Raw genomic sequence first — 14,482 nt, 5'->3', positions numbered from 1 at the left:
CGATCGGATCAGGTCGGGTGCAGGCCACCGTCCATGAGCAGGACCTGCCCCGCGAGGTAGCCGTTGGACAGGACCGCCATCGCGAGATCGGCCACTTCGGCGGCCCGGCCGTACCGGCCGACCGGAACGCGAGGCACCCCATCAGGCAGGTTTTCAGTCATGTCCGTACCGTCGATCAAAGCGGGAGCGATGGCGTTTGCGGTCACCCCGCAGCCAACGGCCGGAGGCGCCGGTCAGCAAAGTCACCTGGTCGGTCAGGCGTGGCGAAGCGGCTGGACTGGCGGTCATGAGAAGGCCACCGGCCGCAGCTGCCAGCCATCGCCTCGCGGGACGAGTTTTCCCAGCCCAGGCCAGCTGAAGTGGTACGCATGGACCAGCCATCCGTTTGTCGCGGCCTGGTGCAGCAACGTCCGGCGGGATTGGCGGGACTGCTGGTTGTCGGCGTCGACGACAACGTACGAATCGGGCTCGGCGAGCTGGATGACCTCGTGATGCGCGAACTCGCCGCCAATCAACAGCGTCTCGCCGCCGTCGTCGAGCCGCAGCGCGGTGTGCCCGCAGGTGTGTCCCGGTGCCGCGACGGCCGTCAGCCCAGGTACGACTTCCTTCCCGTCGACGAGCCAGCTCACCCGGTCCGCGATGGCCGCGGTCAGCTCGCGCCCGACCGCGCGGGCCGCCTCGGCAACGTCATCGGGCACCTGCGCTTTTCCGAAATCACCGACGTCACGCCAATGCAGGTACTCGGCCTCGGAGATTCCCACCTGCGCATGGGGAAACGCCAGGCTGCCGTCCGCGGTCAGCAGCCCACCCCAGTGGTCCTGGTGTCCGTGCTGGACAAGCACGAGGTCCACGTCGGCCGGATCGAAGCCGGCGGCGAGGAAATGGGTCAGGAACCGCCCCTGTGTGGGTTGGGCGAGACCGTGCGCGTACGCGCTCTCGGGTGGGCCCGATCCCGGGTCGACCACGATCAGGCGATCGTCGTGCTCGAGCACCAACCCATTCAGCGAAATTCGTACGCGATCAGTCGGCAAGCCACGTCCTCGCAGGAGCTCGGCCACCTGCTGCTCACCAATTCCGCCTCCGAACATCGCCGCCGGCAGATACGCGTGCCCGTCGGACACGACGGTCACTCTGGTCGTACCTACGTGAAAGGTGTGGTGACCATCGGCTGTCGGGCCGGGGTGGGCAGCAAAAACCTCCTTCGCGGCAAGCAAACCGTTGACCGCGGCGGGCCATCCCGCGTAGACCGCCATCTGCATGAGCACTTCGACGATCTGCGTACGGTCAATGCCCGCGGCGAGCGCTGACTTGATGTGCCCGGCCAGTTGCCGGTCCCGCCCCATGGCACACAGTGCGGCCACCGTGACCAGTTCTCGCTGCGCAAGGTCAAGGCCGGGCCTCGCCCAGAAGTCGCCGTACGCCACCTCGACGGTGAGGTCGGCGAAGTCCGGGGCCATGTCGGCCAGCAGCGTACGCAGCGCGGCACGATCGCCGCTCTGGTCCAGTTTTTCCAGCACTGCCAATCCCGCGGCGCGCCGGTCCTGCTGGCTGGTGGGTCGGGTGGTCTCGTGGTTGTTGTTGTCCATGCGGCCGAGTTTCGACCGGGCACGGCTACCCCACCAGCGCCGAGAACATGCTGGTCCGCGCCTGACTAGTACAAACAGGGCCACCCAGCGACGCCTGCCACGCGTTTAGGCTGGTGGGGTGAACGTTAAGGCCGACAACCACCGCGAGGCCGGACTGTTTTTACGGTCCCGCCGCGATCGCCTCAGCCCCGACGAGATCGGCGTCCCGCTCACGAACACCCGGCGGGTGTCCGGGCTGCGACGCGACGAAACGGCGAGGCTCGCCGGCATCAGCGTCGAGTACTACACGCGGCTCGAGCAGGGCCGCGCCGGGACGCCGTCTGACAGTGTGCTCAACACGGTCTCCCGGGCGCTCCAGCTGGAGGAAACTGGGCTGAGTTACCTTCGCGACCTTTACGAGCGTACGCCGGTCAAAAAGCCGCGTGCCGCAAAACCCGAACGGGTCCGGCCAACTTTGCGACGGTTGCTCGACGCGGTCACGACTCCAGCACTGATTTTCGGCCGCTGCACCGACGTACTCGCCTGGAACAGTGGTGCAGCGGCCCTGCTCGGTGATTTCGGAGCCAGACCAGCCGACCAGCGCAACCTGGCTCGCCTCGTCCTGCTCGACGATGGGTACGCCAGCCTCATGGCGGATTGGGAAAACGTCCCCCGCGAAACTGTCGGAATCCTGCGAATGGCAGCCGGTCGCCACCCCGACGATCCGAAACTCGCGGCGTTGGTCGGCGAGCTCACCCTCAAGAGCAAGGACTTCAGCCGTTGGTGGAACACCCATGACGTACGCCAAAAAGCCCATGGAACCAAACGGCTTGACCATCCAGTCGTCGGCAGCATCAAAATCTCGTACGAAACTCTTCACCTGCCCAACGAGCCGGACCAAACCCTGGTCACCTATTTCGCATCGGAACCCGACAGCCCGGCGGACACCGCCCTCACACTGCTGATGAACTGGACCGCACCCGACCCGGTAGCACCCGGCGACTACGACATCCCGCAGAACGTGATCGAGTGCGCGAGCGAGCTGTTGGATTACCCGCGGCACGCTTTTACCGGTGCAGCGTACGTTCGACACGATCCCGATCCGACAATTTCATGAAACAGGTCTATGAAATCGAGGCAAAGGTGTAAAGACCAACAGATCTACCTACACTAGGCAGACGTTGACCCTATTTGCATAGGCACTTTGTGATTGTGGCCCGTGAATACAGTCAGAGCAGGCGCTGGGCGAGCACCATCGGGATGGTGCGCTCGGTTCTGCCTTGGTGCGTGTCGGTTCCCGCCAGCTGTGACGTGAGCAGTTCGTAAAGGCGATCATATTCCGCGCCGCCGACGAATGTGGTCGCATTCACCGTGAACTTCTCGCCGCGCAGCTCGATGGTCGCCTCGGGATAGGCGACCAGGTTGACATACCAGGCCGGATGCTTCGCTGCGCCGATATTGGAGGCGAAAAGGACGATCCGGTCGTCGTCGCCGTCGGGCACCCAGCCCAGCGGGACTGTGTGTGGCCGGCCGGACTTCGCGCCGGTCGTGGTGAGCAGTACGAGGGTGCTGTTCTCGAACCGCCCACCCAGTTTGCCTTTGTTGGCGCGAAATTCGGCGATAAGATCTCGATTGAAAGCCTTCATGTCCATGTCGGGAAACCTTTCAAAAAAATCTATGTCGCAATGCAGGGTCGAGATTGCGACGAGGCAAACCTGGATGATAGCTCATCGCCCGCGCAACCGACTGCCCACGTGGTCACAATTTTCGGCATGGCGCACCCTCGTGATTCGACGATACGAGGAAACCGAGATGCGCACTCGAGGGTGCGGTGTCGATTCTTGTTTGTGCGGCATTCACGGCTTCTTCGCGGCTACGCCACAACACCACGCCCGGTCGTCGTCGTCTTTGGCCAGATATAGCAACGAGACAGCAAGTAAATCAATGCCGAAGAGCCGACACCATCGCCGCGCGCCGGGCAACCAACTGGGCTTGGGCACCCTCATGTTTGCTGAAGCAGACCAGTTCGATGGTCATTGTTTCGTGGGTTTGTTGAAGATGCCGCTGACGTAGCACAGGTCGCTCATCCGCAGGTCGTCGTTCACCAGGGACGGGAGGTCGTTGGCAGCCAGCAGGTCTCGGGTGCTGACTGCGTTGAGAATCCAACCGTGGTTGGCCAGGTAGGCAGCAGCTTCGTTGCGCTCACCGAAATACCGCAGCCTCCCCATGTCGGGGTCGAACCCGTACATACGCCATTTCTCGGAAATGCGGTCCAGGTGCTCCCTTGTCCTGTCCTCATCACCCGACTGCGGGTTGGCCCTACTTTCGGTGGCCACCCGACTGCCCGGCGCGCTGAGTTCGGTGATGGTGTCCAGCAGGCGGTCCTGCGCCTTCGGCGGCAGGTAGCCCAGCAGACCTTCCTTCCGCGCTCCACGCACTCGGCATGGCCGGGTCGAACCCAGCGGCCCGCAGTGCGGCTGGCCAATCCTCGCGCAGATCGGCGGCGGCCACCCTCCGATCGGCGATGGCCTGCGCGCCCAGTGCCGCGAGGGTGCGGGTCTTGAACTCGATGACCGGTGGCTGGTCGACCTCGTACACCACGGTCCCGGCCGGCCATGGCAGGCGGTACGCGCGCGAGTCCAACCCCGAGGCCAGGATGACCACCTGCGTGATCCCCGCGTTCACGGCGTCGAGGAAGTACTCGTCGTAGAACTTGGTACGCACCGTGGCTCCGTCGATCGCCACCGGGTCGACCAGGTCACCGGCAGGTAGTGCACCGGTCGCCAACCGGGTGAGCAGGTCGATGCCGACCGCCCGCACCAGCCGTTCGGCGAACGGATCGTTGATGAGCCGGCGAACCGAGCGACTCGCTATCGCCCTCGTCATCGCGGCCATGGTGGCGGTCGCACCGACACTGGAACCCCCAGGGTCCCAGCTGCCTCCGTCGTACCTGGTCAAAGTCACGTTCTGGGTACCCCTTTCCTCTGCTGGTAAAACCGTAACCGGACAGCGCGGTCCACCGACTAATCTGAGAGCAATGACCGATCGTTTGCCTCGCCGCCCGCGTTCGGACGCCCGCCACACCCGCTATCGCATCCTGGACGCGGCCCTCACGGCGTTCGTCACCGACGGGCTGGACGTGCCCATCCGGGTGATTGCCCGGCGCGCCGAAGTCGGACCCGCGACTGCTTATCGGCATTTCCCAACCAAGGAAACGCTGCTGACCGAGGTGTTTACCGTACAGACGCTCGCATGGCGATCAGTCTTGAACGAAGGGCTCGCCGACCCAGATCCCTGGCATGGCTTCTGCCGCACCATCGAGAAGCTCTGTGAGTTGCAAGCCCGCGACCACGGCTTCACTTCGGCTTTCAAGTCCGCGGGCGAAGAAGCATCTGCGGCGGGCGATCCTGGACGCGATCTTCTACCTGTCGGCGGTGGGATCGCCTGGCGTCAACTGCCCAGCGACTTCCCACCTGCCATGACCGTGTACAGCCCCTTCCACAGCTGGGCGAAAATCGGTGTCTGGCAACGGATACACGACGCGCTTCGTGATTGACCAGCTCGAATCTGGCGGATGTGGGCTGGGTGGCGGTGCGTACCAACGGTCTGATGGTGGGCGGTTGGGAACTTTCGGGAGGGTGCCACAGGTCTGGCCCGGGAGGTCGCGGTGAAGGACTACGGCGTAGCCGCGACGATGCCGCAGGGATAAAGCCGGGCGCCTCACCCATCGACCGAACAACAGTGAACACGGGAACCGCTTGCTGATCGTTCCCTCGGCCGCTGCCCGCCGACGATTACTCCCCTACCGTTCCCTAGATTTTTCCTGACCATTGGTAGCTGCCAATGTGCCGCGCGTGTTCCTACGACAGATAAAAGAGCCAAATCGGTGATTCCGCCGCTGCCGCAGCAAGGAATCGCGTCTCGCCTTTCGATTTCGGTTTCGGAGTGGCGCCGCCAACCAACACCGCCGATGTGAACACCGGCTACACGGTAGCCGGCTTCTGCGACGGACGCGAGTCAGGGCCCGACGTCAATCGCTCCGACGGCCAACAAGGTTGAGGTACAGCTTCTCTATGTATCTCGGCGGGCGAGCGCTAGCGCTCTACCTACATGAGATGGATGGCCGTCGGGTGTCGTCCCGTGGAATGAGACCAGGTTCATGCGGCCGAATGGCCCAGTGAATGACTCCGCAGGACGATCGGCAGGGGCAAAGATCCCGTTGCTAACGGGGGCTAACTTTGTCGGTTGCGGGCCACCGGCGTACGCGCCCAGGCGCGCATGATCACTGTCCATGGGCTCAAAGGTGACGGAATGTTCCAGGTGACCCTCGACTGTCCGTACGTCGTGGCGGTATTGCAAAGTTCGGTACGTCCCTGCATAGCCCGCCAATTTCGCAGCGTCGTCAACTGACGTCGCCGCGTCGAAGGTGACCGTGACTGGCACCTCGAGGCCGAGGTAGTCGCGCAGTAGCCACAGGGTATGGCGCTCATGCCGTAGAGGCGCACCTGGGCCGCTGCCGAAGGCGGCAAATGCGAAGTCATAATCAGGCAGCACAATCAGGTGTGAGGTACAGCCCGGCGTACCACCGATATGCCACATGGCAACGGTGGAGCCAAATTGCAGCAGCCACCATCCATATCCGATCGGAGGGATGTTGGGAGTTTGCATGTCGTGGGTGACCGTACGCATCAATGCACTAAATTCGGCCGACAGTACGCGCCGGCCGGAAGGGGACCGACCGTTGGCGAGGTGAGTTCGGGCGAATGCCAGCAGATCGGCGATGGTGACGACAGCAGTGGAGCCGGCAGCCGCCCCGGACGGAGGCAATGCGAACAGGTCGACTGGGCGGATTGTGCCTGTGCGGCGATCGAGGGTGTGACCGACTGCCGTGCGTCGCATGATCGCTTGCTCCGCCGAAGTCGCCGAGTCGGCCATGCCCACCGGTTCGTACAGTTCGCGCTCGAGCAGTTCGGTGAACGGTATACCGGTCACCACTTCCAAGATCCGGCCAGCAATACTGAAGCCCGGATTCGAATAGGACACGAATTGTTCCACCGGGAAGAGAGTGCCGCAGCCAGCCAGGGCGTCAACGTACGATTTCACGGCGTCCCGCCCGCGTACAGCTGAGGGCATCAGACCAGTGCCATCGATGCCGTGGGTGTGATTCAGCAGATGACGCACGCGCAGGGTATCGACGTGGCCAGGTGTTTGCAGGGTCAGGTCGGGCAAATATGCAGTGACGGCACCATCGAGGTCAATCTCGCCCCGCTCGACATAGCGCATGACCAGAGTAGTGGTCATTGCTTTCGTAATCGATCCCAGCGGGAAACCCGTGTCCTGCGTCATGTCGATACGGGCAGCGGTATTTGCATACCCAGCGCAGATCACACGCTGTTGGCCGGCGTGGTAAATCCCCCCGCGAGGTAGCCGCCGACGCCAGGCATTCCAGTGGCCCCGGCCAACTCTGACGCCTGCTGTAGCTGTCGCTCGAGGCCGGTAACCGCCTCGGCAATCCCCTTCATCATTTCTCCTGATTGGTTCAAAGTCCGCAGAATCGTGACGCTAACGAGGTGACGCGCGCAGCGGACGTCCCGGAAAGGCATCGGGCACGATAGTGCCGTCGCATACGACGGGCGTTCCTGCGACGAACAGGTGACGCACGCCTACTGACGGCTGGGTCGGGTCTTGGTATGTTGCCGCGTCACAGATCCGATCGGGATCCAGTACAACGATGTCCGCGTCAGCGCCTAGATGTCCCTTGTTCCGTGCTGCCGCAACAAAATCGAGCAGACGAGCAGGCAGGAGCGAGCAGCGCCGGAAGACCTCGGGCCAGGTCCAGGTACCTGTTTCGCGAACCATTCGCCTGATCGTCTTCGCAAACGTTCCGGCCGTCCGGGGATGTGTATGCGCTCCGGCCGGAGCGGCCACAAGCGACTGTCGGTCGCGCCACCTGGCCACAGCAGTGGTGTCGCGTCGCTAGCCACGATAGCATCCGGGTAGATCATTGATGACCAGAGCAGCGCCTCGTCGGCGGCGTCCTGCTCGTCGAGGAAGTCCACGATGCACAGAGTGCCTGGTTCGGTGGTCCTGATCTCACGCAGACGATTCACGTCGGCGACACGTTCTCCTGAGGGCAGCAGCACGATGTCGGACGGTTGCAGGCCCCAGGCGGACAACCGTTCTGGGGCAAGGAAGAACGCACCCACCCCGGAGCTCCCGGCGCCGTAAGGGTAGGCCTCGACGGTGACCTTGGAACCGGCGGAGCGAGCCTCGGCCAACGTCGTCAATACCCGGTCGATATGTCGCCGCGATGTGGAATTGACGTGGCAGTGATGCATGCGGGCACCGGTTTCCGCGGCGGCTCGCACAATCTCCGCGGACCCGTCGATCGGTGTGTTCGGGTCGGCCTCTGCCATTCCCGCACATGGGTATAGGTCGGTACGCCCGCGGCAGCGGCGAGTTGCGCTACTGCCAGAAACTCCGCCGGGTCACTGCTGGGCGCGTACCCCACCAGTACGCCGATACCCAGAGCACCCGCAGCCAATTCGTTAGCCAGCAATGCCAGGACTGCTTCCAGCTCCTGTGGACGTGACGGGCGTTGCCATTGTGGGTCGCCAAGCATGGTCAGAATCCGGAATATGTTCGCGTCCGTATCGGCGCCGGTCATCACCTGACCGCGAGCCGCCGCCCAACTGGCGGAGAACCCGTAATGCAGTGGCCGCCCCTGCTCAGCAGCGCGACGATAGCCCACGTCGACTGGCAGCAAACCAGCCTCCAGATCCAGTGCCATGGTGACGCCGTCGAGCGCTTGTAAGCGATGGCCAGCGATGCTGTGAACATGACTGTGTAGATCAATAAAACCTGGCCCGACGATCAGGCCGGTAACGTCGACCACAGTGTCAGCATTCTGAGCGGACAGATCCATCCATCCCGATCGCGGCGACGCGTCCGTCGTGGACCAGCAGATCAGCGACGCCATCCTGACCTGACGCGGGATCGACGACGCGACCTCCCCGCAACAGAAACGAGCTCATGGGGAGATGGCCCTGTCGCTGTGACTGCCGATAAGCCCATCGGCATTGGACCGGGCGATCTTGCGGCGGTCCCGTTGATTGACCGCGGTGGCATCGAACCAGCTCGATGCCTTGGGAGTGACGTACTGCGGAATATCTCCAACGAAGTCCGCTGTGAGGAAGTGTTCCTCCCAGGCGGTTTTTGCGGATGTCGCGCCGAAGCCCTCCACTTCGACACCTCCCGTCAAAGCCGGTCAAGCGGCTTGTGCTACGCTAGCGTAGCACAAGCTTGAAAGGCCGGTGCCCGCTTGCCAGCGCGATCAGCACGTACGGACCCTCGGATAGCACGTTCGCGTCGGGTCATTATTGAGGCGACGCTTGAGTTGTTGGCAGAATGCAGCTTCAGGCGATAAGCATCGAGGCCGTTGCCGCCCGATCTGGCTCCGCGAAGACCACAATTTACCGCCACTGGCCAACCAAGCAGGATCTGTTGATCGATGTTGTCGATGAAGCCCTTCCAGTCGCAGAAGCGCCCGATACCGGCCGCGTCGCCGACGACCTACGACATTTTGCCCATGACCTTGCGCGGATCCTGAAGACGGAGCTGATGTCCTCGCTTATCACCGGCGTCGTCGACGCCTCTGAGCGTGAACCGGGAATGGCAAAACTACTCGCAGATTTCACCGTTCGGCGGCGGAGACCTATCCACGGCAGCGTGAAACGCGCGATAGCGCGCGGTGAACTCGACGCCGCCGCCGATCCCGATCTGATCGCGAGCCTACTCCTTGGCCCCCTATTCTACCGACGGCTGATCTCCCACCAGCCCATTAATAACGCATTCCTCAGCCAGCTCGTCAGCGCGGTCCTTGCCGCGGCTGGAGCGACGCCAGTTCAGGGCGGTGAGCGGTCAGTCCGCAGCCTCTTGGACTGATTAAACCACCGAGGAATAGGTTTGCCGAGGTTTGCGCCGATATTGCGATCCAGAACGAGGCATTCTTTCACGAGAGCCTAACGGTGATATGCCTCCATACAGAGTTGCTTTGTTTGTCTCATCCCAGCCAAAGCCGTTTGATCGTCGCGGCGGCCGAGTCCGCAAGAGGCGGCGACGTCGACGGGTGCAGCCCGAGAAGCGTCATGCTCCTTGGCACGTTGAGTAGCGGATGGTTAGCCTTGCCCGTACGAGCTGCCGTCGAGCAGTGAATGGACGGCGGCGAGGAACTGCACTGGCCGCAGCAGAAGTTCGTAAGGCACTGGCGGCTGTCCGGTGCGCACCATCTCGACGAAAACGCTCAGCCCGCGGTGGAAATAATCCGCGCCGAGCCGCAGCTCGGCCGCCGACACCGTGGCCTGCGTTGTCACCATCAGATGAAAAGGTACGGGTTTTTCGTTCGACCGCACCAGGTGGTGGCGACCGCCGTGTCGCCGACCGTCGCGGTGGCGACGATCGCGCCGGGCACTTGTCGTACGCGTACGTCCCGGATCGGGCCTGGCGCCAAGGCGAGCGCCAGCTCCACCGGGTGGATCCCATAGAAAAAGATGCCGGCGTACGGGCTGGCCGGGTCTACCGGACCGGTCGCGACCACTGAGACCGGGCGAACCGCTGGAAGAGCGAGGAAGTCCGGATGCCAGCGCAGTGCCGAAAACGACGTCAACGGCGTGCCGGAGTCAACGGCCGTACGGATAATCGCCTCGGCGTCTTCGACGTTCGCGGCAAGCGGTTTGTCAACGAACGTCGGGATGCCGGCGCGCAGGAAAGGAATGGCTTGGGCGGCATGCCGGCGCCCGTCCCGGTCCGCGACGATCACGGCGTCGACCAACCCCAGCAGATCCTCCGCCCGCTCGACGACACGCGCCACGCCGACGTCACGGTTGGCCTGCGCGATGGCGACGACGCGAGCGTCGTCGGCGTTCCGCTCGACATTGAAATAGCGGACCATGTGGTCGACGTGTGAGCTTTCGGTGCCGATGATGCCGATCCGCGGGCCGTCCATCTACTTCATCCCACTCATGGTCACGCCCTGGACGAAATACCGCTGCAGCAGCAGATAGACCAGCAGGATCGGGATGAACGTGACGACCGCGGCGGCCATCGTGACCGCGAGTGAGACGTCTTTCGCCTGTAGGCTGTAAAGTCCGAGGGTGAGGACGTAGTTGTTCGGCGACCGCGTCGCGACCAGCGGCCACAGGAAGTCGTTCCAGTGCCACAGGAACACGAAGACGCCGAGGGTCGCGAGGATCGGTTTGCACTGTGGCAACACGATCTGGAAGAAGACCCGCAACTCCCCCGCCCCGTCGATCTTCGCCGCCTCGATCAGCTCGTCCGGGATGCCGATAATGAACTGGCGCATCAGAAAAAGCGCCTGCGCGTTGGCCAGCGTCGGCACGATCAGACCGGGCAACGTGTCCAACAAACCCATTCGCGAAATGAGCAGGAACTGCGGGATCAGGGTCAGGTGATAAGGCACCATCAACATGGCGATGAAGGTCCAGAACATCGCTTTGCTGCCGAAGAAGCGTTTCTTCGCGAAGGCATAGGCGGCGATTGACGCGAACACCAGCACCAGCACGACCGAGATCAGCGAGTACGCGAGTGTGTTGCCGATCCAACGCGCCACGTCGCTGCCGGCCAACGCCTGCGCGTACGCCTGGAAATTGACGTGGATCGGCAGCAGCGATCCTGGCAACGAGAGTGGCTTGCCTTCCTGGACCGACAGAACAACCATGACATAGAACGGAAAAACCGTGGCGATCGCGACGAGCGCGAGCGGCAGGTGGGCCAGCATGCGCCGCCGCTTCACGAGTCCTCCCGGAACAGTCGGCGTTGCCACAGCGAGACCAGCAAGGTGATGACGAAGAGCACGACGCCCGCCGCGCTCGCGTACCCGAAGTCGAAGTAGTGAAATCCTTGGTCGTACAGGAAAAACACCAGTGAGTAGCTCGAGCGGACCGGTCCGCCGCCGGTCATCACATAGATGACGTCGAAAACCTGGAACGACTGGATGAGCTCCAGGACCACCACGAAAAACAGCGCCGGCTTGAGCTGCGGCAGCGTCACATGCCAGAACCGTGCCCACGCCGACGCGCCGTCGACCAGCGCGGCTTCCTGGTATTCCTTGGGAATCGCCAGCAGGCCGGCGAGCAGGATCAGCATGTCATAGCCGAACCGGGTCCAGACGCTCATCAGCGACAGCGAAGGCAGGACCATCGCGCCCGACGAGAGCCACGACACCGGTCCGACACCTATCGCGCTGAAAAGCCAGTTCAGCGGCCCGTTTCCGGAATAGATCCACTGCCAGATCACGCCACTGGTGATCAGGCTGGTGATCACCGGGAGGAAATACAGCGCGCGGTAGACCTTGATGCCGCGGATCGACCGCGCGCACAGCTGGGCCATCGCGAGCGACACGACGACGGTCAGCGGCACGGCGATCAGCGTGTAGGTCAAGGTGACCTGCAGCGCGTTCCAGAACAGCGAGTCGGTGAACAGGCGCTGGAAATTGTTCACGCCCTGCCACTGAATCGTCCCGGTGATCCGGTATCGCACCAGCGACAACAGCATTCCAGCGAGCGCCGGGCCGAGCCGGAAAATCACGAACAGCAGCACGTACGGCAACACGAACAGCAGCGCGATCGCCGAGCCGTCCCGGCGCATCCGCTGCCAGCGCGATGGCGCCCTCTTCCGGCTGACAGAAGAGCGCGTCGTCCGCTTGGTGAGCAGGTCAGTCGCCATCCGCTCAGCCGCGTGCCAACAGCGCGTTCACTTCGGACGCGGCCGCGTCCAACGCCTGCTGCGGCTGTGCCTTGCCGAGCAACACGGCCTGCAGATGCGGTTTGATCAGGTCCATCAACGCACGCCCCTGCGGGCTCAGCACGCCGGGTCGCATCAGGTCGAGGTATTTCTCCTCGCCACCGACCAGCGGGTCGCTGGCAAACAGCGAGCCAACCGACTTGCGCGGCGCGAAGAAGTTCCGCGACTTGTCGTACGGCCCCATCTGGCTGGCCAACGTGACCCACTGGACCCATGCCTTCGCGGCCGCGGTGTTTTTTGGCTCGACTGCAGGACGGACAGGCCGCCGACAGTGCCGTAGCCGACCGACTTCACGTCCGTCAGTGGCGGACCGACCTGGTAGTTGGCCTTGGGCAGTTTGTACGTCGACAGGTCAGCGGACGGCGTCGAGATCGTCATGCCCACCTTGGCCTGCGCGAACGGGCTGGTTTCAGCCTGCAATGCGGTGGTCAGCGCGTCCTTGGGCGTGTAGCCGCTGTCGACGAGCTTCTTCACGAACTGCAGCGCCCTGACTCCGGCTGCCGAGTTGATCGTGCATTTCTTTCCGTCGGCGGACAGCACATCGCCGCCGGCCTGCCACAGCAGCGGATAGAACGTCTGGTTCAGGGTTTGCGTCGGATCACCCGCATATGTAGTCGCGTAATAACCCTTTGCCTTGATTTTCGCCGCATCGGCGAGAAACTGGTCCCAGGTCTGCGGAATGGACGTGACGCCCGCGGCCTGCATGACGTTCTTGTTCACCATCGTCGTGGTGACCGACATCAGCAGCGGCACGCCATAGAGCTTTCCGTCGTACGTCATGGCCTGCAGCGCGTTGTCCCGGAAGTCCGAGCGGTCCTTCGTGATCACGTCCGACACGTCGGCGAGCGCGCCGGTGTCGGCGTACTGCGAAAGCTGGTCCGGAATCAGATAGACCACGTCCGGCCCTTTGTTGCCGGCGATGGCGGTGGTCAGCTGCTCATCCCGGTTGGCCCACGGCTGCACGACCACGTCGACGGAGACCTGCGGGAACTTCTTCCGAAACTCAGCCACCTTGGGCTGCCACCAGGTCTTCTCCAGGTCGGCGCTGATCGGGTAGATCCACATCGTCACCTTGCCGGCCACCTGGTTCGGGTCGGACGGCACGCCGCCGCTGGAACCGCAGCCGCTCATCACCAGGCCAAGCACGCCTGCCGCGACCAGCGCGGCAACACGGCGGATCCGGTCCATACGCATGACAGTCTCTCCTCGCCCCGCCTTGGGCCAATTACGGTCGTAGCCGAATTGGGCATGACCATATCCAGGCTCTAATTCTTGGTCAATAGGCAGCCAGGATCCGAGCCACTTCCGCTTGCTAGTGACGCAGGCGGTTCCATCGGCTATTTTCGGCGTGACCGTTATTGCTCGAAGGGGGTGGCAGATGTCGCTGGAGCAGATCGCCCGGCGGGTGTACGAACCGGACGACCGGCTGGTCGACCAGCTCGCGAAGACCGATGGTGACCTGGTTGTTCTCGGCGCCGCCGGCAAAATGGGAGTCAGCCTGTCGCGGATGGGCGGCCGAGGCCTTCCAACGACTGCCCGGCGACCGACGCGTCCATGCCGTGTCCCGGTTCAGCGACCAAAGCGCGCGCTCCGAGCTGGACAACGCGGGCGTACGTACGGTCGCCGCCGACCTCACCGACGAGGCCGCGTTGACAGCGCTTCCCGACGCTCCCAACGTCCTCTACATGGTGGGCCGCAAGTTCGGTACGTCCGACGACGCCGCGACGACCTGGGGCCTCAACACCTATCTGCCCGGCCGGGTCGCGCAACGCTACGCCGGCGCACGGATTGCCGCGTTCTCCAGCGGAAACGTCTATCCGCCGCAGCCTGTGACGTCCGGGGGCGCGGACGAGAACCAGCCACCCGACCCGGTCGGCGAGTACGCCCAGTCGTGCCTCGGCCGCGAGCGCGTACTGGCCTACCACACGCGGCTGACCGGCAGCCCGCTACGCGATCTCAGGTCAAACTATGCGATCGACTGCGTTATGCGTGATTGACCGACCTCGACCCTGGGCGATCCAGGCCGGCTACCGGTTGGACGGGCTGGGCAACGGCATGGTCAACGTTGTCTGCAAGGCTACGCCAACCGCTATGCG

16 protein-coding genes and 2 pseudogenes are annotated in these 14,482 nt (G+C 63.5%); 4 read left to right on the top strand and 14 right to left on the bottom strand.

The window, feature by feature from the left end:
* Nucleotides 1-8 precede the first annotated feature (8 nt).
* On the bottom strand, nt 9-206 hold the full coding sequence (locus GNX96_RS28680; RefSeq protein WP_163570959.1) for a Rossmann-fold NAD(P)-binding domain-containing protein: 198 nt from the start codon (nt 204-206) through the stop codon (nt 9-11).
* A 78-nt stretch (nt 207-284) separates the two neighbouring features.
* A complete protein-coding gene (locus GNX96_RS28675; protein WP_163570957.1) occupies nt 285-1,586 on the bottom strand; it encodes a carboxymuconolactone decarboxylase family protein in 1,302 nt (433 codons plus the stop codon).
* A gap of 118 nt (nt 1,587-1,704) precedes the next feature.
* On the opposite strand from GNX96_RS28675, the gene GNX96_RS28670 reads away from it, so the two are divergent.
* Nucleotides 1,705-2,682 carry a helix-turn-helix domain-containing protein gene (locus GNX96_RS28670; protein WP_163570954.1) on the top strand — a complete coding sequence of 326 codons (978 nt, stop codon included), beginning with the start codon at nt 1,705-1,707 and terminating at the stop codon, nt 2,680-2,682.
* Between the two features lie 112 nt (nt 2,683-2,794).
* On the opposite strand, the gene GNX96_RS28665 is transcribed toward GNX96_RS28670, so the two are convergent.
* Nucleotides 2,795-3,211 (bottom strand): nitroreductase/quinone reductase family protein, encoded by a 417-nt coding sequence (locus tag GNX96_RS28665; RefSeq protein ID WP_279581734.1) that lies wholly within the window; start codon nt 3,209-3,211, stop codon nt 2,795-2,797.
* 387 nt (nt 3,212-3,598) lie between these two features.
* Nucleotides 3,599-4,529, bottom strand: a pseudogene (locus GNX96_RS28660) (SAM-dependent methyltransferase).
* Between GNX96_RS28660 and GNX96_RS28655 the strand changes: the two are divergent.
* A complete protein-coding gene (locus GNX96_RS28655; protein ID WP_279581733.1) occupies nt 4,459-5,121 on the top strand; it encodes a transposase in 663 nt (220 codons plus the stop codon). The pseudogene GNX96_RS28660 and the gene GNX96_RS28655 sit on opposite strands and share 71 nt — an antisense overlap.
* 515 nt (nt 5,122-5,636) lie before the next feature.
* Here the strand turns inward: GNX96_RS28655 and GNX96_RS28650 are convergent.
* From GNX96_RS28650 to GNX96_RS28640, 4 genes and pseudogenes are all read right to left on the bottom strand, one after another.
* The gene (locus GNX96_RS28650; protein ID WP_279581767.1) at nt 5,637-6,977 is read right to left on the bottom strand and encodes a serine hydrolase domain-containing protein; all 1,341 of its coding nucleotides are present in this window, start codon (nt 6,975-6,977) and stop codon (nt 5,637-5,639) included.
* Between the two features lie 335 nt (nt 6,978-7,312).
* Nucleotides 7,313-7,981 (bottom strand): amidohydrolase family protein, encoded by a 669-nt coding sequence (locus GNX96_RS55900; RefSeq protein ID WP_279581775.1) that lies wholly within the window; start codon nt 7,979-7,981, stop codon nt 7,313-7,315.
* Between the two features lie 47 nt (nt 7,982-8,028).
* Nucleotides 8,029-8,490, bottom strand: a pseudogene (locus GNX96_RS55895) (amidohydrolase family protein); the annotation flags it as partial.
* 105 nt (nt 8,491-8,595) lie between these two features.
* Nucleotides 8,596-8,808 carry a hypothetical protein gene (locus GNX96_RS28640; protein WP_163570945.1) on the bottom strand — a complete coding sequence of 71 codons (213 nt, stop codon included), beginning with the start codon at nt 8,806-8,808 and terminating at the stop codon, nt 8,596-8,598.
* A gap of 164 nt (nt 8,809-8,972) precedes the next feature.
* Between GNX96_RS28640 and GNX96_RS28635 the strand changes: the two genes are divergently transcribed.
* A complete protein-coding gene (locus tag GNX96_RS28635; protein WP_163571140.1) occupies nt 8,973-9,509 on the top strand; it encodes a TetR/AcrR family transcriptional regulator in 537 nt (178 codons plus the stop codon).
* Nucleotides 9,510-9,742: 233 nt separating this feature from the next.
* On the opposite strand, the gene GNX96_RS28630 is transcribed toward GNX96_RS28635, so the two are convergent.
* From GNX96_RS28630 to GNX96_RS28605, 6 genes are read right to left on the bottom strand one after another with little or no spacing between them, the layout of a single operon-like run.
* Nucleotides 9,743-9,940 (bottom strand): hypothetical protein, encoded by a 198-nt coding sequence (locus GNX96_RS28630; RefSeq protein ID WP_163570944.1) that lies wholly within the window; start codon nt 9,938-9,940, stop codon nt 9,743-9,745.
* Nucleotides 9,940-10,569 carry a Gfo/Idh/MocA family protein gene (locus GNX96_RS28625; protein WP_163570942.1) on the bottom strand — a complete coding sequence of 210 codons (630 nt, stop codon included), beginning with the start codon at nt 10,567-10,569 and terminating at the stop codon, nt 9,940-9,942. Before GNX96_RS28625 ends, GNX96_RS28630 begins: the two co-directional genes overlap by 1 nt.
* Nucleotides 10,570-11,376 (bottom strand): carbohydrate ABC transporter permease, encoded by an 807-nt coding sequence (locus GNX96_RS28620; RefSeq protein ID WP_279581732.1) that lies wholly within the window; start codon nt 11,374-11,376, stop codon nt 10,570-10,572.
* On the bottom strand, nt 11,373-12,308 hold the full coding sequence (locus tag GNX96_RS28615) for a carbohydrate ABC transporter permease (RefSeq protein ID WP_163570940.1): 936 nt from the start codon (nt 12,306-12,308) through the stop codon (nt 11,373-11,375). Before GNX96_RS28615 ends, GNX96_RS28620 begins: the two co-directional genes overlap by 4 nt.
* Nucleotides 12,309-12,312: 4 nt before the next feature.
* Entirely contained in the window at nt 12,313-12,462 is a 150-nt protein-coding gene (locus GNX96_RS28610) for a hypothetical protein (protein ID WP_163570938.1), read from the bottom strand.
* Entirely contained in the window at nt 12,462-13,580 is a 1,119-nt protein-coding gene (locus GNX96_RS28605) for an ABC transporter substrate-binding protein (protein WP_163570936.1), read from the bottom strand. The genes GNX96_RS28610 and GNX96_RS28605 overlap by 1 nt, the downstream gene beginning before the upstream one ends.
* A 260-nt stretch (nt 13,581-13,840) precedes the next feature.
* Here GNX96_RS28605 and GNX96_RS28600 point away from each other — a divergent pair, with 260 nt between their 5' ends.
* Nucleotides 13,841-14,383 (top strand): NAD-dependent epimerase/dehydratase family protein, encoded by a 543-nt coding sequence (locus GNX96_RS28600; RefSeq protein ID WP_279581731.1) that lies wholly within the window; start codon nt 13,841-13,843, stop codon nt 14,381-14,383.
* Nucleotides 14,384-14,482 lie beyond the last annotated feature (99 nt).

It is taken from the genome of Fodinicola feengrottensis (assembly GCF_010993775.1).
Classification (GTDB): domain Bacteria; phylum Actinomycetota; class Actinomycetes; order Mycobacteriales; family HKI-0501; genus Fodinicola; species Fodinicola feengrottensis.
The sequence above is the reverse complement of the archived record's forward strand: the minus strand, read 5'-3'. Positions and strand labels throughout refer to the sequence as shown.